The 24,959-nt window shown below is 73.0% G+C and carries 20 protein-coding genes; 12 read left to right on the plus strand and 8 right to left on the minus strand.

Annotated features, from left to right (window positions below; all coding sequences use genetic code 11):
* The first annotated feature begins 110 nt into the window (after nucleotides 1-110).
* Nucleotides 111-1,139, plus strand: coding sequence for a glycosyltransferase family 2 protein (locus ABT171_RS26295; RefSeq protein ID WP_351247863.1), 1,029 nt, complete (start codon nucleotides 111-113; stop codon nucleotides 1,137-1,139).
* Between the two features lie 62 nt (nucleotides 1,140-1,201).
* On the opposite strand, the gene ABT171_RS26300 is transcribed toward ABT171_RS26295, so the two are convergent.
* The 3 genes from ABT171_RS26300 to ABT171_RS26310 form a co-directional block, all read right to left on the minus strand.
* Nucleotides 1,202-2,962 carry an LCP family protein gene (locus ABT171_RS26300; protein ID WP_351247865.1) on the minus strand — a complete coding sequence of 587 codons (1,761 nt, stop codon included), beginning with the start codon at nucleotides 2,960-2,962 and terminating at the stop codon, nucleotides 1,202-1,204.
* Between the two features lie 231 nt (nucleotides 2,963-3,193).
* Entirely contained in the window at nucleotides 3,194-4,321 is a 1,128-nt protein-coding gene (locus ABT171_RS26305; protein ID WP_351247867.1) for an LCP family protein, read from the minus strand.
* A 226-nt stretch (nucleotides 4,322-4,547) separates the two neighbouring features.
* Entirely contained in the window at nucleotides 4,548-5,303 is a 756-nt protein-coding gene (locus ABT171_RS26310; protein ID WP_351247869.1) for a TIGR03089 family protein, read from the minus strand.
* 129 nt (nucleotides 5,304-5,432) lie between these two features.
* Between ABT171_RS26310 and ABT171_RS26315 the strand changes: the two genes are divergently transcribed.
* Nucleotides 5,433-6,839 (plus strand): peptidoglycan recognition protein family protein, encoded by a 1,407-nt coding sequence (locus ABT171_RS26315; RefSeq protein WP_503076587.1) that lies wholly within the window; start codon nucleotides 5,433-5,435, stop codon nucleotides 6,837-6,839.
* A gap of 185 nt (nucleotides 6,840-7,024) precedes the next feature.
* The gene (manB, locus tag ABT171_RS26320) at nucleotides 7,025-8,107 is read left to right on the plus strand and encodes a mannose-1-phosphate guanylyltransferase (protein ID WP_351247871.1); all 1,083 of its coding nucleotides are present in this window, start codon (nucleotides 7,025-7,027) and stop codon (nucleotides 8,105-8,107) included.
* Between the two features lie 176 nt (nucleotides 8,108-8,283).
* Here the strand turns inward: manB and ABT171_RS26325 are convergent, their stop codons facing one another.
* From ABT171_RS26325 to ABT171_RS26340, 4 genes are all read right to left on the minus strand, one after another.
* Nucleotides 8,284-9,306 (minus strand): DNA-3-methyladenine glycosylase family protein, encoded by a 1,023-nt coding sequence (locus tag ABT171_RS26325; RefSeq protein WP_351247873.1) that lies wholly within the window; start codon nucleotides 9,304-9,306, stop codon nucleotides 8,284-8,286.
* A 79-nt stretch (nucleotides 9,307-9,385) separates the two neighbouring features.
* Nucleotides 9,386-10,693 carry a coenzyme F420-0:L-glutamate ligase gene (locus ABT171_RS26330; RefSeq protein WP_351247875.1) on the minus strand — a complete coding sequence of 436 codons (1,308 nt, stop codon included), beginning with the start codon at nucleotides 10,691-10,693 and terminating at the stop codon, nucleotides 9,386-9,388.
* On the minus strand, nucleotides 10,690-11,649 hold the full coding sequence (gene cofD, locus ABT171_RS26335; RefSeq protein WP_351247877.1) for a 2-phospho-L-lactate transferase: 960 nt from the start codon (nucleotides 11,647-11,649) through the stop codon (nucleotides 10,690-10,692). Before cofD ends, ABT171_RS26330 begins: the two co-directional genes overlap by 4 nt.
* Before the next feature lie 33 nt (nucleotides 11,650-11,682).
* Nucleotides 11,683-12,177, minus strand: coding sequence for a cysteine dioxygenase (locus tag ABT171_RS26340; protein ID WP_351247879.1), 495 nt, complete (start codon nucleotides 12,175-12,177; stop codon nucleotides 11,683-11,685).
* A 577-nt stretch (nucleotides 12,178-12,754) separates the two neighbouring features.
* On the opposite strand from ABT171_RS26340, the gene ABT171_RS26345 reads away from it, so the two are divergent.
* The 3 genes from ABT171_RS26345 to ABT171_RS26355 all read left to right on the plus strand — a co-directional run bounded on the left by ABT171_RS26345 (nucleotide 12,755) and on the right by ABT171_RS26355 (nucleotide 18,391).
* Nucleotides 12,755-13,018: a WhiB family transcriptional regulator gene (locus ABT171_RS26345; protein ID WP_010986447.1), complete on the plus strand. Its 264-nt coding sequence runs from the start codon at nucleotides 12,755-12,757 to the stop codon at nucleotides 13,016-13,018.
* Nucleotides 13,019-13,199: 181 nt separating this feature from the next.
* Entirely contained in the window at nucleotides 13,200-16,859 is a 3,660-nt protein-coding gene (locus tag ABT171_RS26350; protein ID WP_351247881.1) for a glycosyltransferase family 2 protein, read from the plus strand.
* Nucleotides 16,856-18,391, plus strand: coding sequence for a DUF5719 family protein (locus tag ABT171_RS26355; protein ID WP_351247883.1), 1,536 nt, complete (start codon nucleotides 16,856-16,858; stop codon nucleotides 18,389-18,391). The genes ABT171_RS26350 and ABT171_RS26355 overlap by 4 nt, the downstream gene beginning before the upstream one ends.
* Nucleotides 18,392-18,401: 10 nt before the next feature.
* Here the strand turns inward: ABT171_RS26355 and ABT171_RS26360 are convergent, their stop codons facing one another.
* Nucleotides 18,402-18,785, minus strand: a complete 384-nt coding sequence (locus ABT171_RS26360) for a metallopeptidase family protein (RefSeq protein WP_351247885.1) — start codon at nucleotides 18,783-18,785, stop codon at nucleotides 18,402-18,404.
* Between the two features lie 408 nt (nucleotides 18,786-19,193).
* Here ABT171_RS26360 and ABT171_RS26365 point away from each other — a divergent pair, with 408 nt between their 5' ends.
* From ABT171_RS26365 to ABT171_RS26390, 6 genes are all read left to right on the plus strand, one after another.
* Nucleotides 19,194-19,619, plus strand: coding sequence for a DUF3499 domain-containing protein (locus tag ABT171_RS26365; protein ID WP_351247887.1), 426 nt, complete (start codon nucleotides 19,194-19,196; stop codon nucleotides 19,617-19,619).
* A 123-nt stretch (nucleotides 19,620-19,742) separates the two neighbouring features.
* The gene (locus ABT171_RS26370) at nucleotides 19,743-21,107 is read left to right on the plus strand and encodes a phosphomannomutase/phosphoglucomutase (protein WP_351247889.1); all 1,365 of its coding nucleotides are present in this window, start codon (nucleotides 19,743-19,745) and stop codon (nucleotides 21,105-21,107) included.
* A 133-nt stretch (nucleotides 21,108-21,240) separates the two neighbouring features.
* Nucleotides 21,241-21,411, plus strand: coding sequence for a Trm112 family protein (locus tag ABT171_RS26375; RefSeq protein WP_079060162.1), 171 nt, complete (start codon nucleotides 21,241-21,243; stop codon nucleotides 21,409-21,411).
* Between the two features lie 72 nt (nucleotides 21,412-21,483).
* Nucleotides 21,484-22,611, plus strand: a complete 1,128-nt coding sequence (locus tag ABT171_RS26380; RefSeq protein ID WP_351247891.1) for an SIS domain-containing protein — start codon at nucleotides 21,484-21,486, stop codon at nucleotides 22,609-22,611.
* A 51-nt stretch (nucleotides 22,612-22,662) separates the two neighbouring features.
* The gene (manA, locus tag ABT171_RS26385; RefSeq protein ID WP_351247893.1) at nucleotides 22,663-23,814 is read left to right on the plus strand and encodes a mannose-6-phosphate isomerase, class I; all 1,152 of its coding nucleotides are present in this window, start codon (nucleotides 22,663-22,665) and stop codon (nucleotides 23,812-23,814) included.
* A 162-nt stretch (nucleotides 23,815-23,976) separates the two neighbouring features.
* Nucleotides 23,977-24,957 (plus strand): cation diffusion facilitator family transporter, encoded by a 981-nt coding sequence (locus ABT171_RS26390; RefSeq protein WP_351247895.1) that lies wholly within the window; start codon nucleotides 23,977-23,979, stop codon nucleotides 24,955-24,957.
* The last annotated feature ends 2 nt before the right edge of the window (nucleotides 24,958-24,959 follow it).

Genomic DNA, 24,959 nt, shown 5'->3' on the forward strand with positions numbered 1-24,959 from the left:
AGGCCGTACGTGGGATCCGTGAGCACCGTAGGCCGATACGATCTCCAGCCCGGTCCGCCGCCCCTGCGGCGCGCACCGGTGTCCCCCGTTCGCGGTAACGTGAGGCCCCTATGAACGCCAAGCCCGACGTGCAGCTCCCCGCTGTGTCCGTGATCATGCCCGTCCTCAACGAGGAGCGGCACCTGCGCGCGGCCGTCCAGGCGATCCTCGCCCAGGAGTACGCCGGCGAGATGGAGGTCGTCGTCGCCCTCGGTCCGTCCACGGACCGCACGGACGAGATCGCGGCCCAGCTCGTGGCCGAGGACGCGCGCGTGCACACCGTCCCGAACCCGACCGGCCGCACCCCCGCCGCGCTGAACGCGGCGATCAAGGCCTCCCGGCATCCGATCGTGGTGCGCGTAGACGGCCACGGCATGCTCTCGCCGGACTACATCGCCACCGCCGTGCGGCTCCTGGAGGAGACCGGCGCGCAGAACGTCGGCGGCATCATGCACGCCGAGGGCGAGAACGACTGGGAGCGCGCGGTCGCCGCCGCGATGACCTCGAAGATAGGTGTCGGCAACGCCGCCTTCCACACCGGCGGCGAGGCGGCCCCCGCGGAGACCGTCTACCTCGGTGTCTTCCGCCGCGAGGCCCTGGAACAGCAGGGCGGGTACAACGAGGAGTTCATCCGCGCCCAGGACTGGGAGCTGAACTTCCGCATCCGTGAGGCGGGCGGCCTGATCTGGTTCTCGCCCGAGCTGAAGGTGTCGTACCGGCCGCGGCCGAGCGTGCGCGCCCTCGCCAGGCAGTACAAGGACTACGGCCGCTGGCGGCACGTCGTCGCCCGCTACCACTCCGGCTCCATCAACCTGCGCTACCTCGCCCCGCCGGCGGCGGTGTGCGCGATCGCCGCCGGGCTCGTGGCCGGTGCGGCGCTCACCCCGTGGGGCCTCGTCGTCCCCGGCGGCTATCTGGCGGCGATCGTCGCGGGCTCGGTCCCGGCGGGCAGGGGGCTGCCCCTGAAGGCCCGGCTGCAGATTCCGGTGGCCCTGGCCACCATGCACATGTCGTGGGGCTGGGGCTTCCTGACCAGCCCGAAGTCGCTGGCCAGGAAGGTCATCGCGGCACGGCGACCGGCGGTGCCCGCCGCGCACTGAGCGGCTGCGGAGTCCCGGGCCCTTCGGGGAGGCCCGGGACTACGGCATCGCCCGCTCCCCGCTCAACTGGCGCACTGGACCTTGTCCGCCGTCGACTTGTCGACCGACGGTGCCTTCGACGGGCCGGTGAGGGAGACCCCCGCGCCCTTGAAGTCCTTGCCCAGGGTCAGTGTCATCGCCGGCAGGCCCTGGGAGTTGGTCACGCTCCTGCCGGGCTTGAGGGCGGAACCGGGCAGGCCCATGAGGTGGGCCAGCTCCCTCGCCTGAGCGGCCTGGCCGGGCGCGTACTCAAGGGTGGTCCGGTCCAACGGCGCCGGCGCGTTGCCCGCGTTCTCGGACTTGAGCACGCCCTCCTTGGTCTGCAGCCAGGCCAGGGTCTCCTGCGCACTGCCGGCGTCGGCACCGCCGTTGAGGATCCGCACCCGCACGTCGGAGGGCGCGGACCGGCTGCCCTTCAGGCGCGCGGCCTCCGCGTCCTTCTCCGCCTTCTGCTTCTTCTTCACCTCGGTGAAGGAGACGTCGTTCTTGATCGCGTCGAAGACCTGCGGAGCGGTGGTCTGGTTGACGATGACCGTCTTGTGGACGACGCCGTCGGCCGGGTTGTCGATCACGGGCACGGTCACGAACGAGATGTTCTTCACCGGTACCTTCTTCAGCTCCAGCGCGATGTCCTTGAGCGTGCTCACGTGGCCGATGCCCTTGTCGACGGTCAGCGCCTTCGTGGCGGCCTCGGCGAGGTCGATCAGCTTGCTCGGGTCGGTCAGCGTGTCGCCGGAGGACATCTTGCGCATCAGCGAGGCCATGAACTGCTGCTGCACCTTGATGCGGTCCAGGTCGCCCTGGTTGCCCCAGCTGTGCCGGGTCCGGACGAAGGCCAGCGCCTGCTCGCCCTCGATCTTGTGCTGGCCGGCGGGCAGGTTCAGGTGGGAGTCCTTGTCGTTCACCGCGTGGGCGAGGCACACGTCCACCCCGCCGACCGCCGTGGTCAGCGTCTTCACCGCGTTGAAGTCGACCATCATGAAGTGGTCCGGCATGATCCCGGTGACCTGCTGCACGGTGCGCATGGTGCAGCCGGGGTCGCGGCCGTCCTGGCCCAGGCTGGTGTTGAACCGCACGTTCTCCGTGCCGGGGATGACCTTGGTCGAGTCGTCCGGCTGCTTCGTCGGGCAGTCCGGCACGTTCACGATCAGGTCGCGCGGGATGCTGAGCGCGGTCGCGTTCGTCCGGTCCTTGGAGACGTGCAGCAGGATGTTGGTGTCGGCGTGCCCGACGCTGCCCTTGTCGCCGTAGCCCTCGTTGCCCTTGCCGGTGCGCTTGTCGGTGCCGATGATCAGGATGTTGAAGGCGTCGTCCTTGCTGAAGCCGTCCTTGGCCGCGCTGCCGACGTCCGTCGTGGTGACGTTGCCCTCAAGGTGCTTGAGATACAGGTAGCCGGCGGTGCCGACGGCGACCAGCACGAACGCCGTGCCGCCGGCGGTCCACGCCAGCACCTTCTTCGCCTTGGACTTCTTCTTCACCGGCCGCCGGGCCGCCCGCCGCCCCTGCGGCGTCTCCGGCTCGCCGCCCCGGCGCCGGGCCGAGCGCGGCGCCGGCACCTCGGCGCCGCGCGCCTGCCGTGCCTCGCGGGTCGCCCCGGACGCCGCGTCCTCACGGCGGCGCGACCCGCGCGCGTTGTCACCGGGAGCGGGTCTGCGAGGGCTGGGGACCGACGACTGCGGTGCGGAAGGACCCAGTCGCAGTTCGTATTCGCCGGTGTTCGGATTGAGCACCCACTGATCTGCGGGGTCGATGTTGTCCGCCCGCCCACGGCCTTGCGCGTCCACGGTTGTCCGAATCCTCCGTCGGGGCCACGCGGCGCCTTCCCCCCAAAGGCGCTCGGGTCTCGGTGAAACAGTGCACGACCCCAGGACGGACCTCGCGGTCAGGTGCACCGGGTCGCTCACCCTATCCGCCCAGTTCAGCGTCGGGCGACGCCGGTGACAAATTCCACGTTCCTACAACTGGGCAATCCGGCGCATTTCCTGGGATGGAAGTTCGGTGTCTTGATGTGCGCACTACTCGCAGCTGTGTTCGGCGGCGGTGTTCCCGCGGAACGTGGGCGCGGGCGAGGGGTCGCTCCCGCCGTCCGCCCCCGGCGCGTCCCGGGGCGCCGTCCGGGCCACCGCCACGGGCTGGTCGGTCCGCAACCGCGCGAACAGCCGCTCGGCTTCCGGCTCCACGAGCTGGTCACGGTTGGCGTCGTAGACGTACGACTCCCTCGGTACGGTCAGGAACTGCACCCGTTCGGTGGGGATGTCGCGCAGCCCGCGCACCAACTGGTACAAGCCGCGCAGACTGGCCAGTTCCGGATCGGTGGTCAGCGAGGAGGTCGCCGCGTCCAGCACCGGATACAGCTTCACCGGGTTCAGCAGGACGTCGTTGCTCTGCACCTTGTCGACCAGGGCGCCGAGGAACCGCTGCTGGCGTTCCATCCGCTCGGTGTCGCTGCCGCCGCCGAGCGACTTGCGGGCCCGCACGTACCCGAGCGCCTGCTCGCCGTCGAGCACGACCTTCCCCGCCGGCAGCTTCAGCCGGGCCGCCTTGTCGTCGATGGGCTCCTTCAGGCAGACCTGCACCCCGTCGACGGCGTCCACCATCTCCTTGAAGCCGCTGAAGTCCACGACCACGTGATGGTCGATCCGAATGTCCGTCAGCTTCTCGACCGTCCGGATCGTGCAGGCCGAACCGCCCACCTGGAAGGCGTGGTTGAACATCGCGAACACCGGGAGGCTGCGGCTGCCGTCCGCCTGCCGGCAGCCGGGGATGTCCACCATCAGATCCCTCGGCAGCGACACGGCGGTGGCGCTGTGCCGGTCGGCGGCCAGATGCAGCAGGATCGTCGTGTCCGACCGCTCGCCGCCCAGATCCCGCCCGTACGCGGAGTTCCCGCTCCCGGCCCGCGTGTCGGACCCGATCAGCAGGATGTTCTGCGCCCCCCGCACCAGCGCGGTGGGCCGCTCCCGCTCGTACCGGGCCAGTTCGCGGGCGGCCGCCTCGTCCGGGGTGATGTTCGCGCTGAGCTTGGCGTAGACGGCCCAGCCGGTCCCCGCGGCGGCCGCGACGAGCAGGGCCAGCCCGCACCCCGCCCCCCTCGCCCACCGCCGCCGACCGGTACCGGAAACCCTGCGAGCGGAGTCGGTCACGGCCGGGGCACCCCCTCATGGCGTACGGGCGTCGTGTCCTGCTCTGTCGTGTCCTGCTCTTCCTACGACGATGGCGGGGAAGGGGGAGGGAGGCGCCCTGTGCTGCTCCGATCGGGGGACGGCAGTGCCGCTGGGGGCGCGGGGCTGCATCGATGTGCGGCTCCGCCGCGCGGGCGCGGGCAACCGCCACGGCGCCGCACCCGCCGTACGGCCGAAGCGCCCCCTCTCAACGGCGCACGGCGGTCACCCGCTCACTCTCGACCCGCTTGGCGAGCGCCTCCTCGTCCAGCCGCTCCAGATGCCGGCACAGCACCACGGACCCCCCGACGGCCAACGGCGCGTACAACCCGGCGCTGACCCCCTCCCACGTGTCGTACGGCAGCCCCGACAGCAACCTCGACCCGGGCCCCGTCAGGCCGAGTGACGGCGCGTCCGCGAGCGCCCGCTCGACAACCTCGGCCCCGCTGAGCTCGGCCCCCGCGACAATCAGCGCAGCACCCTCCGCGTCGACCGGGGCGAACGGCGCGAACCGGTCGCCCTGCCCCGGCACTTCCACGGCGTAGTCGACGAACCCCTCGGGAGGCTGGGGGAACCGCCCGCCCAGCGGCCGCAGCGCGAGCGCCACCCGCTCCCCGCGGCAGGCCCGCGCCGCGTCCAGGGCGTCCGGACCGCTGACGACGACATCCGCGACCGCCGGGTCCCCGCCGAGGTCCGCGACCGCGCCCACCGCCGAGCAGGCCAGCAGCCACACCGCCGTCTGCCAGTGCGCGGGCAGCAGCAGCGCGACCCGGTCACCGGGCCCGGCGGAGAGGTCGCCCTGGAGGAGGTTCGCGGTCTTGGCCACCCAATTGGCGAAGGTGGCCACGGACAGTTCGACGCGTTCGCCCGTGGCATCGTCGTAGAAGGTCACCAGCGGGCGGCCGGGGTCCGCGGCGAGCGCGGAAGCCAGCAGGTCGGCAGGGGTGCGATCGGTGGCGTTCACCCGGGAAAGGGTACGCGCGGGCGGACACGTGCCGCGTGCGACGGGGGCACCGGTTCGGCGGAACGGCTGCCGACGGGCCGTCAGTTCACCGTTGGACAGATTCGTATGACTATGTCCAGGATCATCACCATGCGTGGATTCCTGACTTCGTCCATCGGCGCACCGTCCGCCGGCGCACCGTCGCTCGCCGTCTGCTCGATCGGCGTGCCCTGTGCCGCGGCCCTCGCCCTCGCGCTGGCCCCGCCCGCGTCCGCCGCGCCCGCTGCCGCCGCCCCGGGCGCCGCCGATGCCGCGGTCCCCGGAAGCACCCGCTCGCTGCCGCTCGTCCCGCTCTCCGGCGAGCGCGTCCTCGGCACCGCCCCGGAGCAGGGGGTGTACCGGCCCGAAGGCGAGCACTTCTCCCTGGTCGGGGTCGTCTGGCGGGACCCGGGCAGCGAACTGCGCGGCCGGGTCCAGGTGCGCACCCGGTCGGCCGCGACGGGGGAGTGGTCCGGCTGGCAGGACCTCGACACGCACAACGACGACCACGGCGCCGACCCGGGCACGGCGGAACGGGACGCCCGGCGGGTGCGCGGGGCGACCGCACCGCTGTGGGTGGGCGAGGCGGACGGCGTGGACGTACGGGTCCGCGCCGACCCCACGGGCGCGGGGGGCGGCCGTACGGATGCGCGGGGCGACCGCACCGGCGAGCCGCGGCCGCCGCTGCCGTCGGGGCTGCGCCTGGAACTGGTCGACCCCGGCGACGAGGCGCCGCCCGCGGGCGCGCCGGCCGACCCGCCGCACACCGGCCTGGACACGGCCGCGGCGCGGGAGGCCTCGGCCGCCAACACCGACGTCACCCGCTTCGGCGCGCTGCAGATCCCGGAGCTGGGCCGGCGGGCCACCGAACGCGAACTCACCCGCCTGCGGGGGCCGGTGCGGGGCAAGCCGCACATCGGGCCCCGTCCGCGGATCGTCACGCGCCGCGGCTGGGGCGCGGACGAGTCACTGCGCCAACGCGGGTTCGTCTACGCCAAGAAGGTCAAGGCGGCCTTCGTGCACCACACGGCCTCGGGCAACAAGTACGCCTGCTCCCAGGCCCCCTCCGTCATCCGCAGTATCTACCGCTACCACGTCACGAGCATGGGCTGGCGGGACATGGGCTACAACTTCCTCGTCGACAAGTGCGGAACCATCTACGAGGGCCGGGCCGGCGGCGCGGCGAAGGCGGTACTCGGCGCGCACACCGCGGGCTTCAACTCCGACACCATGGGCATCGGCGTGATCGGCACCTACGGCTCGGCGAAGCCGTCGAAGGCCGCGGTGACGGCCGTCGCCCGGCTCACCGCGTGGAAACTCGGGCTCTACGGGGTCAATCCGCGTGGCAAGACATATCTCACGTCGGCCGGTGGCAACCTGTACCCCAAAGGTAAGAAGGTACGACTGAACGTGATCTCCGGTCATCGCGACGGATACGCCACCGAGTGCCCCGGCAAGCGGCTGTATGCCAAGCTCGGCAAGGCGCGTTCCAGCGCGGCGCACTACCAGGGGCGCTGACGCGGCGGGGGAACACGTTCGGCGCCGTCTCGGGGGGCCCGCCGGTCTCACACCGTTCTCACACCGATCTCGGGGGAAAACGCGTGGTGGTCAAGGGCGTCGCCGCTACGGTCTGCGTACACTGACCGGCCGAAACGAGTAGAACGAGCAGTTCGGCCGGTCCCGGCAGGAAGCAGAGACGACAGGTGACAGAAGCGATCCTCCTGGTCGGCGGCAAAGGCACTCGGCTGCGTCCGCTGACGGTGCACACGCCCAAGCCCATGGTCCCGGCCGCCGGGGTGCCGTTCCTCACGCACCAGCTGGCGCGCGCCAAGGCGGCGGGCGTGGACCACATCGTCCTCGCCACCAGCTATCTGGCCGAGGTCTTCGAGCCGTACTTCGGCGACGGCTCCGCGCTCGGTCTGCACATCGAGTACGTGACCGAGGAGGAACCCCTCGGCACGGGCGGCGCCATCCGCAACGTCGCCTCCCGCCTGCACTCCGGCCCCGACGACCCGGTGCTGATCTTCAACGGCGACATCCTGACCGGCCTGGACATCAAGGCGCTGGTGGACACGCACCAGTCGACGTCCGCCGACGTCTCCCTGCACCTGACGAAGGTGACGGACCCGAGGGCCTACGGCCTGGTCCCCACGGACTCCTCCGGCCGGGTGCTGGCCTTCCTGGAGAAGCCGCAGACGCCGGAGGAGATCGTCACCGACCAGATCAACGCGGGAGCGTACGTCTTCCGCCGCTCGGTCATCGACACGATCCCGCTGGGCCGCCCCGTCTCGGTGGAGCGCGAGACGTTCCCCGGCCTCCTCTCGGCGGGCGCCCACCTCCAGGGCATGGTCGACTCCACGTACTGGCTGGACCTCGGCACCCCGGCGGCCTTCGTCCGCGGCTCGGCCGACCTGGTCCTGGGCCGCGCGCCCTCCCCGGCGGTCCCCGGCCGCTGCGGCGACCGCCTGGTCCTGCCCACGGCCACGGTGGCGCCGGACGCGAAGCTGACCGGCGGCACGGTGGTCGGCGAAGGCGCGTTCGTCGCCGAGGGCGCCCGGGTCTTCGGCTCCACCATCCTCCCCGGCGCCGTCATCGAACCCGGCGCGGTCATCACCGACTCCCTCATCGGCTCCCGGGCCCGGGTGGGCGAACGCACGGTCCTCACCGGCACGGTCATCGGCGACGGCGCGGTCATCGGCCCCGACAACGAGCTCCGCGAGGGAGTACGCGTCTGGTGCGACGCCCGCATCCCGGCGGGGGCGGTGCGCTTCTCCTCCGACCAGTAGGGGTTGCCCGGGACGCCGAAGGCGGGCGCGTGCTACGCGCTGCCGCCGCGGGCGGGTCGTGCCGCTGGCGCGGCACGGGCGGGCGCTGGGGGTGCCCCCTCCGCGGGAGGCACCCCGCATGCGCGGGCAGGCGAACCCGCCCCGCCCAGCCTCAGTACCGAGCGCCCGCAACGCTCTTACAGCAGCCCGATGTCCACCCGTGGCATCTTCGGCGCCCTGCGCGCGGGCACGCTCCCGCTCAGCAGGATCAACCGAACCGCCCGGTGCCGCTGCCCGGCATACGGCTCCAGCAAGCGCAGCATCCCCGCGTCGTCGGCATCCCGGTCCCCCGCCAGCGCCCACCCCACGATCCCCGGCAGATGCAGGTCCCCGACCGTCACCGCGTCCGCCGCCCCATGGCTGCGCTGCACCACCTCCGCCGACGTCCACGGCCCCACCCCCGGCACGACCTCCAACCGCGCCTGCGCCTCGGCCGCCGGCATCCCCACCGCCTGCTCCAGCCGCGCGGCGACCCGCACGGCCCGCAGAATCGTGGACGCCCGCTTGTCGTCGACCCCGGCCCGGTGCCACTCCCAGGAGGGAATCAGCGCCCAGGTCCGCGGCGCCGGCATCACGAACATCGGCCGTTCCCCGGCGCCCGCGGGGCCCGGCGCGCGCTCCCCGAAGCGCCGCACCAGCAACCGCCACGCCCGGTAGGCCTCGTCCGTCGTGACCTTCTGCTCCAGCACCGACGGGATCAGGGACTCCAGCACCAGTCCCGTCCGCGTCAGCCGCAGCCCCGGCCGCCGGTGCCGCGCCAGCGCCACCACCCGGTGCCGGGGCACGAACGCCTCCGGCTCGTCGGCCGCGCCGAGCCACTCGGGCAACCGGTCCAGCAGCCACTCCGCCCCCGGCCCCCACGCCTCGCCGAGCACCTCACCGCCGTACGCGCGCACCCGCAGCGTGCCCGGCCCGGCGGGCGTACGGCAGGCCCGCCAGACGGATCCGTCCGCGGTGGCCCGGAACGTGGGGTCGGCGGGCCCGCGCCGCAACGGTCCGAGCACCAGCCCCAGATCGAGCGGCCCCTCCGGCAGCCACCGCCGTACCCGCCCCGGTGCCGTCGACTGCCGCGGTATGCCGGCGGGCCCGCCCGCGGACACGCCGGCATGACCCCCGCGCACGGTCGCGTGCGTGGGCCGCTGAGCGAAACGTCCTGCCACGAATGAGGTCCTGGGGAGCCGGTGCCGCGGGTGTCGTCCTACGAGACTAGGCGCTCGCACAGGAGCACGTGCGCCGGACTCACCGCACCTCGACGAACGCCCCGGCGTCCCGCTCCGGCCGCGGTCTCGGCTCCTCGGCCGGATGCCCGACCGCCACCGCGCCCATCGGCTCCCAGTCCGCGGGCAGCGCGAGCACCTCGCGCACCACGTCCCGGCAGAACATCGTGGAGGACACCCACGCCGAGCCCAGCCGCTCCCCGGCCAGTGCGACCAGCAGGTTCTGCACGCCGGCGCCCATCGCGACGACGAACATCTCCCGCTCGGCGCCGTCCCGCCGCGCGTCCCCGTAGTGGTGCGAGCCGTCCATGACGAGGCACGGCACGACCAGATACGGCGCGTTGCGGAGCAGGTCGCCACGGCGCACCCGCTTCGCGATGGACTCCTCGCTCCTGCCGTCCCGGCGCAGGTCGGCGACCCAGGCGTCCCGCATCGCGTCCAGCAGCCGGGTCCGGGACTCCGCCGACTCCAGCAGGACGAACCGCCACGGTGTGGTGTGGTGCGGGGCCGGTGCCGTCACCGCCGCCGCCACCGCGCGCCGCACCGCGCCGGGGTCCACCGGATCGTCCGTGAAGGCCCGGACCGTACGCCGCTGGGTCACCGCCTCCCGGACCGCCTCGGACGTGCCCAGCCGGAACATGTCGTCCCGCGCGGTCCGCACCAGCGCCCGCGCGCCCTCGCCGCCGTCGCCGTCCACGACATGCGGCAGGCCGCGCACCACGGCCACCGGCCGGCCCGTCGCCTTGCCCTTGACCAGGTCCCCGGCGGCGGCCAGCTCGTCCGCCGTGGCGACGACGGTCGCGCTGAGCGGGTTGCCGTACCCGTCCGTGCCTCCGCGCAGATCGTCCAGCACGCGCACGCCGGCGGCGCCGATCGCCACGTCCGTGAGCCCCGAGCGCCAGGGCCGCCCGAAGGTGTCGGTGACGACGACACCCACGTCGACGCCGAGGGCCTCGCGCAGGCCCGCGCGGATCGCCCGCGCGGACGCGTCCGGGTCCTCGGGCAGCAGCAGCACCGTCCCGGCGGGGGTGTTGGAGGCGTCGACCCCGGCGGCGGCCATGACCAGGCCCTGCCGGTTCTCCACGATGCGGAGGGTGCCGCGGCGGGCCACGACCCGCACCGTCTCGGCGTCGATCGCCGCCTCCCGGTCGGCCGCCTGGACGAGCCGGCCCTCCGCCTTGGAGACGATCTTGGACGTGACCAGCAGCACGTCCCCGTCGGCCAGGTCCGGCTCGGCGGCGGCGATCAGCTTGGCGAGGTCGTCGCCCGGCTGCACCTCGGGGATGCCCGACAGGGCCCGGACCGTGTACTGCGGGTGGTCCTCGCTCACGCTCCCCGCACCTCCTCGGCCAGCGCCAGCGCCTCCCGCGCCATCTGCGCGGCCGCGTCGACGTCGGTCATCATCAGCGGCACGGCGCGGCAGCGGATGCCGTCCGCCTCGACCCGCTCGACCGTGGCCGCGTCCACGGTGTCGACCAGCCAGCCGTCCAGCAGGCCGGAGCCGTAGTGCTCGGCGACCGCGGCGGCCGTGGACTCCACGCCGACCGCCGCGAGCACCTTGTCGGCCATGCCGCGCACCGGCGCGTCCCCGACGATGGGGGACAGGCCGATCACGGGCACGCCCGCGTCCGCGATCGCCTCCCGGACGCCGGGCACGGCGAGGATGGTCCCGATGGACACGACGGGGTTGGACGGGGGGAAGAGGATGACGTCCGCCTGGGCGATGGCCTCCAGTACGCCGGGCGCCGGCTTGGCCTGCTCGGCGCCGACCGGCACGATCGCCTGCGCCGGGACCTCGGCGCGCAGCCGTACCCAGTACTCCTGGAAGTGCACCGCCCTGCGCTCGCCGTCCACCTCGACCGCCACATGGGTCTCCACGCGGTCGTCGGTCATCGGGATCAGCTTCACGCCCGGCTTCCAGCGGTCGCACAGCGCCTCGGTGACGGCGCTGAGCGGATAGCCCGCGCCGAGCATCTGCGTGCGCACGATGTGCGTGGCGAAGTCCCGGTCGCCGAGGCCGAACCACTCGGGTCCGACCCCGTAGGCCGCCAGTTCCTCCTTGAGGTGGAAGGTCTCGTCGGCCCGCCCCCAGCCCTGCTCCTCGTTGATGCCGCCGCCCAGCGTGTACATCACCGTGTCCAGGTCGGGGCAGACCTTCAGACCGAAGAGGTGGATGTCGTCGCCGGTGTTGCCGATCACCGTGACGTCCGCGTCCGGCACGGCCCGCTTCAGACCGCGCAGGAAACGGGCACCGCCGATGCCGCCTGCCAGAACCACAATGCGCATGCGCCAAGTCTTGCAGGCGGGTACGACAACGCGTCAGGCAGTCACCGGGCGAGCCTCGCAGTGCGGGGCCGTGTGCATCGGCATCTCCGTCAGGCCCGGGTGGTAGACGTGCAGGCTGACCGCCGGCTCCAGCGCGTCGTTGACGACCTCGTGGACATAGCCCGGCGCGAACACCCGCTGTGCCCCCGGCGTCAGCGCGCGCGTGCCCCGCTCGGTGCGCTCGGTCAGCGTGCCCTCCAGGACGGTCAGGACACCGGAGGAGCGGCCGTGGTCGTGCGGTCCGCTGCCCTGCCCCGGCACCCAGGACAGCAGCCACACCTCGTAGCCGGGGCCGGTGCGCAGCCGGTGGTACCAGCGGGTGGTCGCGTCGTAGCGGACGAGGTGGGCCCACTGGGAGCGGTCTGCGGCGATGGAGCGGGCGAGGCCGACGAACTCGGCCACGGTGGCCGGGTGCTCGCGCGGGGGCTGGAGCAGGTGCGGGACTTCGAGGATGTCGCCGGCGATCTGGAGGTCGTTGTCGCTGTTCATGGGGTGCGGTGGTTCCTCGGTGAAGGAAGGTCGGAGGGAAGGAACACCGAGTCGGGTGACTCGGCCCACAGCTGGAGCGGGTGTGGCTCAACAGCTGGAACAGCGACAACAGCTACAGCGGCCCCGGGCAGCACCGAAGGACCCGGCGGTGCGGGTCGAGGTGAGTGCCGAGTTCGCGAGCATGCCCCCAAGGACACCGGCTCACACCTGCGCTGTCAACTCGACGACCGGCATGTGGGACACGTTTCACCTCATCCGGTCCAACTCGGCGGTGAAAGGTTTGTTCACCCGGCTTCCGGGACACATGGCGCACATCCGGGCGCGTGGGCCTCACGGAACGCGATCGAACGCAGGGGCGTCCTTCTCCGTACAGACATCTGAACGGTCCGGCGCCCCTCCGGTTTATGCCGATTTGAACACTTTCCGCACGGCCTTGGTTCCGCAGAGTGAATAACGGGCTCAATAGCAGATCTCGGCTTGACTCGCCCGGAGCAGCACACTTGTAATTTCACTCGTGTCGTTCAGCCGAAATCGGTAACGGCAACACGGGGACGCGAAAGACAGACGAGGGGCGCACATGACCGAGCTGGTGCAGCAACTGCTGGTCGACGACGCGGACGAGGAACTCGGCTGGCAGGAGCGCGCGCTGTGCGCCCAGACCGACCCCGAGTCCTTCTTCCCCGAGAAGGGCGGCTCCACCAGAGAGGCGAAGAAGGTCTGCCTCGCCTGCGAGGTCCGCTCCGAATGCCTTGAGTACGCCCTCGCCAACGACGAGCGGTTCGGCATCTGGGGCGGCCTGTCCGAGCGGGAGCGCCGCCGGCTGAAGAAGGCCGCCATCTGACCGTACATCCAGCCCAAAACGTCACGAACGGCCCGTCGCCGGTGGGTTATCCACAGGCGGCGGGCCGTCGTCATGGTCAGCCGATAGTGTGGTCGCTCGTCCGAGACGCCCCGCTGTCCCCTCGGCACCCGAGAGGGCACGGGCGTCCACCGCAGTCCATCGAACCGGGGCCCGTACCTCGATGTCCGTGCACAGCCATACGGCAGCCCAGCAAGACGCCGCTGTCATCCCTGAGTTCCCGCGTCACGTGGTGACCGCGGTCATCGTCGCCCACGACGGCGCCCGCTGGCTGCCCGACGCCCTCGCCGGGCTGCTCGGCCAGGAGCGCCCCGTGCAGTACGCGGTGGCCGCCGACACCGGCAGCGCGGACGACTCCGCCCGGCTGCTCACCGACGCCCTCGGCGACGCGTGCGTCCTGCACCTCGCCCGGCGCACCGGCTTCGGCCAGGCCGTCGAGGAGGCGAGCCGCACCGCCCCGGTCCTCACCCCGGAAGAGCTGCCGTACCTCAAGCGCCCCAGCGGCTGGGACCCGGTCACCCGCTCCTGGCGCGACGACGCCTACGACCTGCCCGAACTGCCGCACGGTGAGCCCATCCAGTGGCTCTGGCTGCTGCACGACGACTGCGCCCCCGAACCCGACGCCCTCGCCCAGCTGCTGCGGGTCGTCGACAACGAACTGGAGCTGGGCCGCGACGACGTGGCGGTCGTCGGCCCCAAGCTGCGCGGCTGGTACGACCGCCGGCAGCTGCTGGAGGTCGGCGTCTCCATCGCCAACTCCGGCCGCCGCTGGACCGGTCTGGACCGCCGCGAACAGGACCAGGGCCAGCACGACCACGTCCGCACCGTGCTGTCCGTCTCCACCGCCGGCATGCTCATCCGCCGTGACGTCTTCGAACAGCTCGGCGGCTTCGACCGCCGACTGCCCCTGATGCGCGACGACGTCGACCTGTGCTGGCGCGCCCACGCCGCCGGCCACCGCGTCCTGATCGCCCCCGACGCCGTCGTCCGGCACGCCGAGGCCGCCTCCCGCGAGCGCCGTACCGTCGACTGCGCCGGCCGCACCGCCGCCTCCCCGCACAAGGTGGACAAGGCCGGCGCCGTCTACACCCTGCTCGTCAACTCCCGTGGTGCCGCGCTGCCCTGGGTACTGCTGCGACTCGTCCTCGGCACCCTCCTGCGGACCGTCGCCTATCTCGTCGGCAAGGTGCCCGGCCAGGCCGTCGACGAGATCCGCGGCCTGCTCAGCACCCTGCTGCGCCCCGAGCGGATCATCGCCGCCCGGCGCCGCCGCGGACGCCCGCAGATCGACAAGGGCGAACTGCGCCAACTGCTCCCACCGCCCGGCGCCACCGTCCGTGCCACCGTGGAACAGCTCGCCGCCAACTTCACCAGCGGCTCCGACGACACCTCCCCGGCCGGCCGGCACGGCGGCGCCGTCGAGTCCGGGCCCGGCGGCGACGACGCCGACTTCCTGGAGGTCGAGCAGTTCGCCCGGCTCAAGCGGATCGCCCGCAGGCCCGGCCCGGTGCTCTTCCTCGCGCTCCTGCTCATCTCGCTGACCGCCTGCCGCGCCCTCCTCAGCGGCGGCGCGCTCGCGGGCGGCGCCCTGCTGCCGGTCCCGGCCGGCGCCGGCGACCTGTGGGCGCGTTTCGCGGACGCCTGGCACCCGGTCGGCGCGGGCGGCACCCCGTCCGCCCCGCCCTACCTCGCCGTCCTCGCGGCCTTCGCCGGCATCCTGTTCGGCTCCACCGGACCGGCCGTCACCGTCCTGCTGGTCGCCTCGGTACCGCTCGCCGGGTGCACCGCCTACTTCGCCTCCCGGCCGCTCGTCACCTCCCGGCTGCTGCGCGCCTGGGCGGCCATCGCCTACGCCTTCCTGCCCGCCACCACCGGCGCCCTGGCCGGCGGCCGCATCGGCACCGCCGTACTCGCCGTGCTGCTGCCGCTCATCGCGCGCGCCGGCCTCGCCGCGAGCGGCCTCGCGAACCGCTCCGGCGCGCGCGGCAGTTGGCGCGCCACCTGGGCGTACGCGCTGCTGCTGACCATCACCACCGCCTTCACGCCGATCGTGTGGCCCATGGCGCTGCTCCTCGGCATCGGCGTGCTCGTCCTGCGCCGCGGCGACCTCGTCGCCCACGCCCTGCGCTTCCTCGCCCAGCTCGGCACCCCGCTGCTGGTCCTCGCCCCCTGGTCGCTGACCCTGCTCCCGACCGGCTTCTTCAAGGAAGCGGGCCTGGCGTACGGTCCCTCCGCGGCCTCCGCGTCCGACCTGCTCGGCGCGAGTCCCGGCGGCCCCGGCACCGTGCACGGCCTGATACTCCTCGGCGTCGTCCTCGCCGCCCTCGCCGCACTGCTGCGCTCCGAGCGGCAGACGGCCATCCGCACCGCCTGGGCGGTCGCCCTCATCGCCCTCGTCTTCGCCGTCCTGTCCAACAGGTCCGCCTGGGCCGGACCGGCCACCCTGGTCTACGGCATCGCCCTGCTGGCCGCCGCCGCCCTCGGTGCCGACGGCGCACGCGCACGTGTCGCCGAGCAGAGCTTCGGCTGGCGCCAGCCCGTCGCCGCCCTGATCGCCTTCGCCTGCGCCGCGGGCCCGCTGCTGCTCGCCGCCGGCTGGATGATCCGCGGTGCCGACGGCCCCCTGGAGCGCCGCGACCCCACCCAGGTGCCCGCGTTCGTCGCCGAGGACTCCACCACCGGCGACCGGGCCCGCACCCTGATCCTGGACAGCGACTCCACCGCGCGCGTGCGCTACACCCTGGTCCGCGGCTCCGGTGCCCGTATGGGCGATGCCGAGGTCAGCGCCGCCGCAGGCGAGAACACCCGGCTGGACAAGGTCGTCGCCAACCTCGTCGCCGGCTCCGGCGCCGACCAGGCCGACGAACTCGGCGGCTTCGCCGTGCGCTACGTCCTCGTCCACCAGGGCGCGCCCCGCGACATCACCCGTGTCCTCGACACCACCCCCGGCCTGACCCGGCTCAGCCAGCAGCACGGCAGCGCTCTGTACCGCGTCGACCAGGAGGTCTCCCGCGCCACCATCGTCCCCGCCGGCGGCTCGGGCACCGCCCAGTCGGTCACCGCGGGACCGGTGGAGATCCACACCACTGTCCCGGCCGGTCAGGGCGGCCGCGTCCTGCGCCTCGCCGACACCGCCTCCGGCGGCTGGACGGCCACCCTGAACGGCAAGCCGCTCACCCCCACCACGGTCGACGGCTGGGCCCAGGGCTTCCGGCTGCCCGCCGACAGCGGCAGGCTGGACGTCACCTACACCGCCCCGCTCACCCACACCGCCTGGCTGTGGGCCCAGGGCGCGCTCGCCGTCGTCCTGGTCGTCCTCGCCCTGCCCGGCCGGCGCCGCGACGTCGACGACGACCTGCCCGAGGAGGAGCCGGTGCCCGCCGAGGCCGCCGCCGGCGAGGGCCGCCGCGCCCGCCGTCTGCGCGCCCAGGCCGAGGAACAGGCCACCGACACGCAGCCGGCCGCACCGCCGCAGCCGCAGGAGCCCCCGGCCGCCGTACCGCACCAGCAGTCCTACGACGACTGGGACCAGGGCTCCTACGCCGACGCCGGATACGCGGGCTACGGATCCGACCAGTACCAGACCGGCAGCCCCTATCAGCCCTCCGGCTACGACCAGCAGGCGTACCCCGCCGCCGACCCGTACCAGACGGGCCAGTACGACCCGTACGCCTACGGCGGCACGGCCGGCCAGACGCCGTACGACCCGACGGCCTACCCACAGGGCTACGACCCGGCGTACGACCCCGCCCAGCAGGGCTACGACCCGGCCCAGCAGCCCCACGGCACCGGCAGCGAGCGCCCCGACGGGAGCCAGCAGTGAACCGCACGACCCTGTCCCTGATCGCCGGCACCACGGCGCTGGCCGCCGTCACCGCGTTCGCCGCGCTCGACGGCCCGTCCGCGTCCGGGGCCGCCGCACCCAAGCCGGCCGCGAACCTGCCGGTGCAGCGCACGAGCCTGCTCTGTCCGGCGCCGAGCATCTCGGACATCGCCGACACGGCGTTCACGTCCTTCACGCCGGTCACCCAGTCCACGCCGAGCAGCGGCAAGGCCCAGCTCCAGGCGGCCGACGAGCAGACCACGGACGGCACGGGCAACTCCCGGACCGGCCAGGGCGCCAAGGACTCCAAGGCGTCCAAGGGCGGGAAGAAGACGGCGGACAAGCCGGTGCTCACCCCCAAGGCGCCGGGCACACCGGCCACCGGTGACACCTCCGGCGCCGACACGCCCGCACTCATCGGCACCGCCGACGGGAAGTTCGCGCCCGGCTGGACCGTCCAGGAGACCACCGAGGTCGCCGCCGGCACCGGCCGCGGCCTCCAGGGCGTCACCTGCACCGCCGCCGACACCGACTTCTGGTTCCCGGGCGCGAGCACGGCCACCGGCCGCACCGACTACGTGCACCTGACCAACCCCGACGACTCCGCGGCGGTCGTCGACATCGAGCTGTACGGCAAGGACGGCGCGATCAAGTCCCCGCTCGGCGAGAACCAGACCATTCCGCCGCACGCGAGCAAGCCGATCCTGCTCTCCACGCTCACCGACACTCAGCAGGCCGACCTCACCGTGCACGTCAGCGTGCGCAGCGGCCGGGTCGGCGCGTCCGTGCAGGCCCTGGACGGCAAGGCGGGCGGCGACTGGCTGGCCGCTGCCACCGACCCGGCCGGCAGCCTGGTCCTGCCCGGCATCCCGAAGGACGCCACCGACGTCCGTCTGATCGCCTTCACACCGGGCGGCGACGACGCCGACCTGAAGGTCCGCCTGGCCTCACCGGACGGCCTGATCACCCCGGCGGGCAACGAGACCCTGCACGTGAAGTCGGGCATGACGACCACGGCCGACCTCGGCGCCGTGACCAGAGGCGAGGCGGGCTCGCTCGTCCTGACCCCCACGGACCGGTCGGTGCCGGTGGTGGCGGCCCTCCGGGTGGTCCGGGGCAAGGGCGACAAACAGGAGACGGCCTTCATCCCGGCCACCGCCCCCGTCGGTACCCGCGCGACCTCGGCCGACAACAGCGCCAAGGGCACGACCCTGGCCCTGACGGCACCCACCGCCACCGCCACGGTGAGGGTCACCGCCTCGGCGGGCAGCGAGGGCGGCACGGCGACGACGAAGACGTACACGATCAAATCCGGCACGACGCAGAACGTCCCGGTCCCCGCCCCGGCCGGCCTCCAGGGCACTTACGCCCTCACCGTCGAAACCGTCTCCGGCGGCCCGGCCTACGCTTCCCGCACCCTCACGGCCACCGAGGAGGGAGTCCCCGGCTTCACCATCCAGACCCTCCCCTACGACCGGGGAATGGTGGCGGTACCGAAGACGACGGAGGACCTGTCGGTCCTCCAGAAGTGAGGTGCCGGAACTAGTCCTCCCCGTACCGCGGATCCACGGTCTCCGGAGTCAGCCCCAGCAGCTCGGCGACCTGCTCCACCACCACCTCGTGCACCAGCGCGGCCCGCTCGTCCCGCCCCTTCGTCCGGATCTCCACCGGCCGCCGGTACACCACGACCCGCGCCCGCCGCCCGTCGCGCGCGGGAACGACCCCGCCCAGCGGCACGGCCTCGTCACTCCACGCCTGCTCGCCCCGGCCCTCCAGCCGGGGCACCTCCAGCACCAGGAAATCGATGTCGGCCAGCTGCGGCCACCGCCGCTCAAGACGGTCCACGGAGTCCTGCACCAGGTCCGCGAACACATCGGCACGGCTGGCCGCGAGCGGCACCTGCGGCGGTGCGATCGGCCCCCGCATGCCCCGCCCGTGACGATCACGGCGACGGGGCCCGGGTCCGGCGGCACGGGGCGGTACACGGTTGTCCATCACTGGGGAAGCGTAGTCCCCGCACGCTCCGCCCGCCCGGCCCCACACGGCAGCCGACCCGCTCCCGGCCAGCCGATCGGCCCGCCGCCGATCGGCCCATTCCTTTCCGATCGGCTCTATCCGCCCCATGTCGCAGGTTGACCATTCCAGCCAACGAATGGCGCGTTTCCCTACCCCTCGACGACCGCCGCACTCAAGGCAATTGACGGTGTTTGTGCTGAATCATGACCATATCGAGCCCCGCCCACAACCCGCCGAGCACCCGTCCCCGCAGGTCAACCAGGCCTCCCCGAAGGGGTGTGTGGGACGTTTCACAGCACGACACAGGGGAGTGACGTGGTGGGGAGTCGTCGCGGCCCGCTCAAGAGTGCGGTACCGTCCAACGTCGTGAGCCCTGTACGTCGCTGTTCGCGCACCGCCTGCGGCCGACCCGCCGTCGCGACGCTGACGTACGTCTACGCCGACTCGACCGCGGTCCTCGGCCCGCTCGCCACCTACGCCGAGCCGCACTGCTACGACCTGTGCGCCGAGCACTCCGAGCGCCTCACCGCCCCCCGCGGCTGGGAGGTCGTACGCCTCCTCGACGGCTCCGCTCCCGCACGGCCCAGCGGAGACGATCTGGAAGCGCTTGCCAACGCCGTGCGCGAGGCGGCCCGCCCCCAGGAGCGCGCGGCCGAGGCGGGCGGCGGCGGAGCCCGTACGGTCGACCCCATGGAGGTCGCCCGCCGCGGCCACCTGCGTGTTCTGCGCTCCCCGGACAACTGAGCCACCCCCGCCACGCGTCCCCTCTCGGGCACGACTGGGCGTCCGCACAGGTGTCCGCACACCCCACGCTTACCCCCGACGGGTAGTTTGTGGGCACCCATAGGACTTTCAGGAGGGTTGGCCGTGGCTGCTGATCTGTCGCAGATCGTGAAGGCGTACGACGTACGCGGAGTGGTCCCGGACCAGTGGGACGAGACACTGGCCGGACTGTTCGGCGCTGCCTTCGCGGAGGTGACAGAAGCGGCGGCGATCGTCGTCGGCCACGACATGCGGCCCTCGTCCCCAGGTCTGTCCCGCGCCTTCGCCCGCGGCGCGGCGGACCGCGGTGTGGACGTCACCGAGATCGGCCTGTGCTCCACGGACCAGCTGTACTACGCCTCGGGCGCGTTGAACCTGCCCGGCGCGATGTTCACCGCCTCCCACAACCCGGCCCAGTACAACGGCATCAAGCTGTGCCGCGCGGGCGCCGCCCCGGTCGGCCAGGACACCGGCCTCGCGCAGATCCGCGAACTGGCCGAGCGCTGGCTGGAGTCGGGCGCACCGGAACCGGTGGACCGGCCGGGAACCCTCTCCTCCCGCGAGACGTTGGACGAGTACGCGGCGCACCTGCGCTCCCTGGTCGACCTGACCTCCATCCGCCCCCTGAAGGTCGTGGTCGACGCCGGCAACGGCATGGGCGGTCACACGGTCCCCACGGTCTTCGCCGGCCTGCCCCTGACCCTCGTCCCGATGTACTTCGAACTGGACGGCACCTTCCCCAACCACGAGGCCAACCCGCTCGACCCCGCCAACCTCGTCGACCTGCAGAAGCGTGTCCCCGCGGAGGGCGCCGACCTGGGCATCGCCTTCGACGGCGACGCCGACCGCTGCTTCGTCGTGGACGAGAACGGCGACCCGGTCTCCCCGTCCGCGATCACCGCCCTGGTCGCCCGGCGCGAGCTGGCCCGCAACGGCGGCAGGGGCACGATCATCCACAACCTGATCACGTCCCGCACGGTCCCCGAGGTCGTGAAGGAGCACGGCGGCACGCCGGTCCGCACCCGCGTCGGCCACTCGTTCATCAAGGCCGAGATGGCCCGCACCGGCGCCATCTTCGGCGGCGAGCACTCCGCACACTACTACTTCAAGGACTTCTGGAACGCCGACACGGGCATGCTGGCCGCCCTGCACGTCCTCGCGGCCCTCGGCGGCCAGGACGGCCCCCTGTCCTCCCTCGTCGCCCAGTACGACCGCTACACCGGCTCCGGCGAGATCAACTCCACGGTCGCCGACCAGTCCGCCCGCCTCGCCGCGATCCGCGCCGCGTACGAGGGCCGCGCCGACATCACCCTCGACGACCTCGACGGCCTCACCGTCGCCGCCCCCGACTGGTGGTTCAACGTCCGCCCGTCCAACACCGAGCCCCTCCTCCGCCTGAACGCGGAGGCGAAGGACGAGGCGACGATGACGAAGATCAGGGACGAGGCGTTGGCGATCATCCGGGGGTGACGCATCAAAGGCGGCTCAGGGGGGCGGGCTGAGGGGGCGGTGCCCCCTGGGCGGCACGACGAGCCCGGCTCAGCCCGCCCACCAGCGGTACGCTGACCACCGGCCAGAGAACCAACCCCCGAAGGGACACCCCATGCCGCTCGAAGCCGGCCTCCTGGAGATCCTCGCCTGCCCGGCCTGCCACGCCCCCCTCAAGGAGCAGGACACCGAGCTGATCTGCACGAGCCAGGACTGCGGCCTCGCCTACCCCGTCCGCGACGGCATCCCGGTGCTCCTCGTGGACGAGGCCCGCCGTCCCGCGTGACGACGCCCCCGAGGCCGTAGACAACGGGTAGACACACCGCACAGGACCCCGGCGAATCGGAGGCTGCCGCCCATGCTGGACGAATCGCTGCTCGACACCCCGGAGGGCCTCGCCGAGGCCGACCACCGGGGCCTGCTGCGCGGCGCCGCCGAGGCCGGCGCCCGCGTCCGTACCGCCGTCCGGCACGCCGCCGAGTCCGGCATCGGTGATCTCAAGCCCGACGGCCGCCCCCGCGCCGTCCTCATCGCCGGTCCCGGCGCCGCCGCCACCCACACCGCCGACCTCCTCGGCACCCTGGCGGGCGTCGGCAGCCCCGTGGTCCGCCTGGCGCCGACCGGCGTCGCCCCGGCCGCGGGCGCCCTGCGCTGGGAACTGCCGGGCTGGACCGGCTCCGTCGACCTGCTGCTGATCGCCACCCCGGACGGCACCGAACCCAGCCTCTCCCTCCTCGCCGACCAGGCCTACCGCCGCGGCTGCTCGGTCGTCGCCGTGGCTCCGCCCCGTACCCCGCTCGCCGAGGCCGTCGCCGGCGCCCACGGCCTGTTCGTACCGATGGCGACCGCGCCGTACGACCAGGAGGAACCGCTCGCCGCCTCCTCCCCGGGCGTCTTCTGGGCGCTGCTCACCCCGCTGCTCGCCCTGCTGGACCGCGTCGGCCTGCTCAGCGCCCCACCGGAAGCCCTGGAGAAGGTCGCCGACCGCCTGGACCACGTCGCCGAGCGCTGCGGCCCCGCCATCGCCACCTACAGCAACCCGGCCAAGACCCTGGCCGCCGAACTCGCCGACGCGCTCCCCGTGGTGTGGACGGAAGGGACCTCGGCGGGCCCCGCCGGGCGCCGTTTCGCCGCCGCCCTCGCCGAACTCGCCGGCCGCCCCGGGCTCGTCGCCGAACTCCCCGAGGCGCTCGCCGCGCACAGCGCCCTGCTGGCCGGTCCACTGGCCGCCAGCGCCGACCCCGACGACTTCTTCCGCGACCGCGTCGAGGAACAGCCCGCGCTGCACGCGCGCGTAGTGCTGCTGCGCGACCGCCCGATCGGCGGCTTCACCGCCGCCCCCGCCGCCCGTGACCTGGCCCTCAGCCATGACACGCCGATCAGCGAACTCGAACCGGAGGAGGGCGGTGAACTGGAGACCCTCGCGGAACTGATCGCCGTCACGGATTTCGCCGCTGTTTACCTGGCGCTCGCTTCGGGGGCCTGATCTTTGCTCCGGGCCGACCGACCCGCGTACGTACGGAGACAGAGAAGACACATGGACCGCCTCGACAACACCGTCCGCCCCTACGCCTGGGGTTCCACCACCGCCATCCCGCACCTGCTCGGCGTCGAGCCGACCGGTGAACCGCAGGCGGAGATGTGGATGGGCGCACACCCGGGAGCCCCCTCGCACACCGCACGCGGGACACTCGTCGACGTCATCGGCGCCGACCCGGAGCGCGAGCTGGGCCCGGAGGCGGTCGCGAAGTTCGGCCCGCACCTGCCCTTCCTCCTGAAGATCCTCGCCGCCGGCGCCCCCCTCTCCCTTCAGGTGCACCCCGACCTGGAGCAGGCCAAGGAGGGTTACGCCGACGAGGAGCGCCGCGGCATCCCGGTCGGCGCCCCGCACCGCAACTACAAGGACGCCAACCACAAGCCCGAACTGATCTGCGCACTCACCGAGTTCGACGGCCTGTGCGGCTTCCGGGACCCGGTCCAGACCGCCGACCTGATCGAAGGGCTCGGTGTCGCCTCCCTCAAGCCGTACGTCGACCTGCTGCACGCCCACCCCGAGGACGCCGCCCTGCGCGAGGTCCTCACCGCGATCCTCACCGCCGACCCGGAGGACATGGCCCGGACGGTCACCGAGACCGCCGCCGCCTGCACCCGCCTCGGCGGCGCCTACGCCCCCTACGCCGTCCTCGCCCACCACTTCCCCGGCGACCCCGGCGTCGTCGCGGGCATGCTGCTCAACCACGTCCGCCTGCAGCCCGGCGAGGCCCTGTTCCTCGGCGCCGGCATCCCGCACGCGTACATCAGCGGCCTCGGTGTCGAGATCATGGCCAACTCCGACAACGTCCTGCGCTGCGGCCTGACCCCCAAGCACGTCGACGTCCCCGAGCTCCTGCGGGTGGTCCGCTTCGAGCCGGGCGACCCCGGCGTGCTGCGCCCCGAGGCCTCCCCCGACGGCGAGGAGGTCTACGAGACACCGATCGACGAGTTCCGTCTGTCCCGGTACGTCCTCCCCGAGGGCGGCAGCGCCCACGACCTCACCCTCGCCACCCCGCAGATCCTGCTCTGCACCGCCGGTTCGGTCCGCGCGGGCGAGTACCGGCTGCGGCCGGGACAGTCGGTCTTCGTACCGGCCGACGAGAAGGCGGAGATCTCGGGCGCGGGCACGGTCTTCCGTGCCACGGTGATCGTCTGACGGGGTGCTGGACACCCGGCGCCGTGATCGTATGACCGGGGTTGTGGATACCTGACGCGCCGGGGCCCGGCCGGGCTGCAAGAATGGCCCACCGGCAAAGGCCGGGCAAAGCCGGAACACGCCACGAGGGCGACGACGAGGGCGAAGGGACAACGCGGACACATGAGCGCGTCAGGCGGTACGAAGGCGATCGTGGCGGCACTCGGCGCCAACCTGGCGATCGCGGCGTCGAAGTTCGTGGCGTTCGCGTTCAGCGGCTCCTCCTCCATGCTCGCCGAGGGCGTCCACTCGCTCGCCGACTCCGGCAACCAGTTCCTGCTGCTCATGGGCGGCAAGAGGGCCCAGCGTGAGGCGACCCCCCAGCACCCCTTCGGCTACGGCCGCGAGCGGTTCATCTACGCCTTCCTGGTCTCGATCGTCCTGTTCTCCATCGGTGGCATGTTCGCCATCTACGAGGGCTACGAGAAGATCAGCCACCCGCACGATCTGGAAAACTGGTACTGGCCGGTGGGCGTCCTGGTCTTCGCGGTCATCGCCGAGGGCTTCTCCTTCCGCACGGCCATCAAGGAGTCCAACGAACTGCGCGGCCGGCTGTCCTGGGCGCAGTTCATCCGCCGCGCCAAGGCCCCCGAGCTGCCCGTCGTCCTGCTGGAGGACTTCGGCGCGCTCATCGGCCTGGTCCTCGCCCTCCTCGGCGTCGGCCTGGCCGTGCTCACCGGCGACGGCGTCTGGGACGGCATCGGCACCCTCTGCATCGGCGTCCTGCTCGTCCTGATCGCCCTGGTCCTGGCCGCCGAGACCAAGTCGCTGCTGCTCGGCGAGGCGGCGGGCCTCGATGTGATCAGGAAGATCGAGGAGGCGACCGTCGACGGCGACACCGTCACCGGCGTCATCCACATGCGCACGCTGCACCTCGGCCCCGAGGAGCTGCTGATCGCCGCCAAGATCGCCGTCCAGCACGACGACACGGCCGCCGAGGTCGCCCACGCCATCAACGCCGCCGAGGCCCGCATCCGCGCCGCCGTCCCCATCGCCCGGGTCATCTACCTCGAACCCGACATCTACAGCGAGACCGAGGCCGCCAAGGGCCCGGACCCGGAGGCGACCCCGGGCGGCCCGAACCCCCACGCGATCGAACACTGACC

Source organism: Streptomyces sp. NPDC001851, from assembly GCF_040297165.1.
Taxonomy (GTDB): Bacteria; Actinomycetota; Actinomycetes; order Streptomycetales; family Streptomycetaceae; genus Streptomyces.

Coding starts and splice junctions, on each gene's coding strand:
- ABT171_RS26380 (WP_351247891.1), top strand. CDS start 21,484: ATGCTGGACGAATCGCTGCTCGACACCCCGGAGGGCCTCGCCGAGGCC.
- ABT171_RS26345 (WP_010986447.1), top strand. CDS start 12,755: ATGACCGAGCTGGTGCAGCAACTGCTGGTCGACGACGCGGACGAGGAA.
- ABT171_RS26315 (WP_503076587.1), top strand. CDS start 5,433: ATGCGTGGATTCCTGACTTCGTCCATCGGCGCACCGTCCGCCGGCGCA.
- ABT171_RS26390 (WP_351247895.1), top strand. CDS start 23,977: ATGAGCGCGTCAGGCGGTACGAAGGCGATCGTGGCGGCACTCGGCGCC.
- ABT171_RS26360 (WP_351247885.1), bottom strand. CDS start 18,785: ATGCGGGGGCCGATCGCACCGCCGCAGGTGCCGCTCGCGGCCAGCCGT.
- manA (WP_351247893.1), top strand. CDS start 22,663: ATGGACCGCCTCGACAACACCGTCCGCCCCTACGCCTGGGGTTCCACC.
- ABT171_RS26350 (WP_351247881.1), top strand. CDS start 13,200: ATGTCCGTGCACAGCCATACGGCAGCCCAGCAAGACGCCGCTGTCATC.
- ABT171_RS26375 (WP_079060162.1), top strand. CDS start 21,241: ATGCCGCTCGAAGCCGGCCTCCTGGAGATCCTCGCCTGCCCGGCCTGC.
- cofD (WP_351247877.1), bottom strand. CDS start 11,649: ATGCGCATTGTGGTTCTGGCAGGCGGCATCGGCGGTGCCCGTTTCCTG.
- ABT171_RS26340 (WP_351247879.1), bottom strand. CDS start 12,177: ATGAACAGCGACAACGACCTCCAGATCGCCGGCGACATCCTCGAAGTC.
- ABT171_RS26295 (WP_351247863.1), top strand. CDS start 111: ATGAACGCCAAGCCCGACGTGCAGCTCCCCGCTGTGTCCGTGATCATG.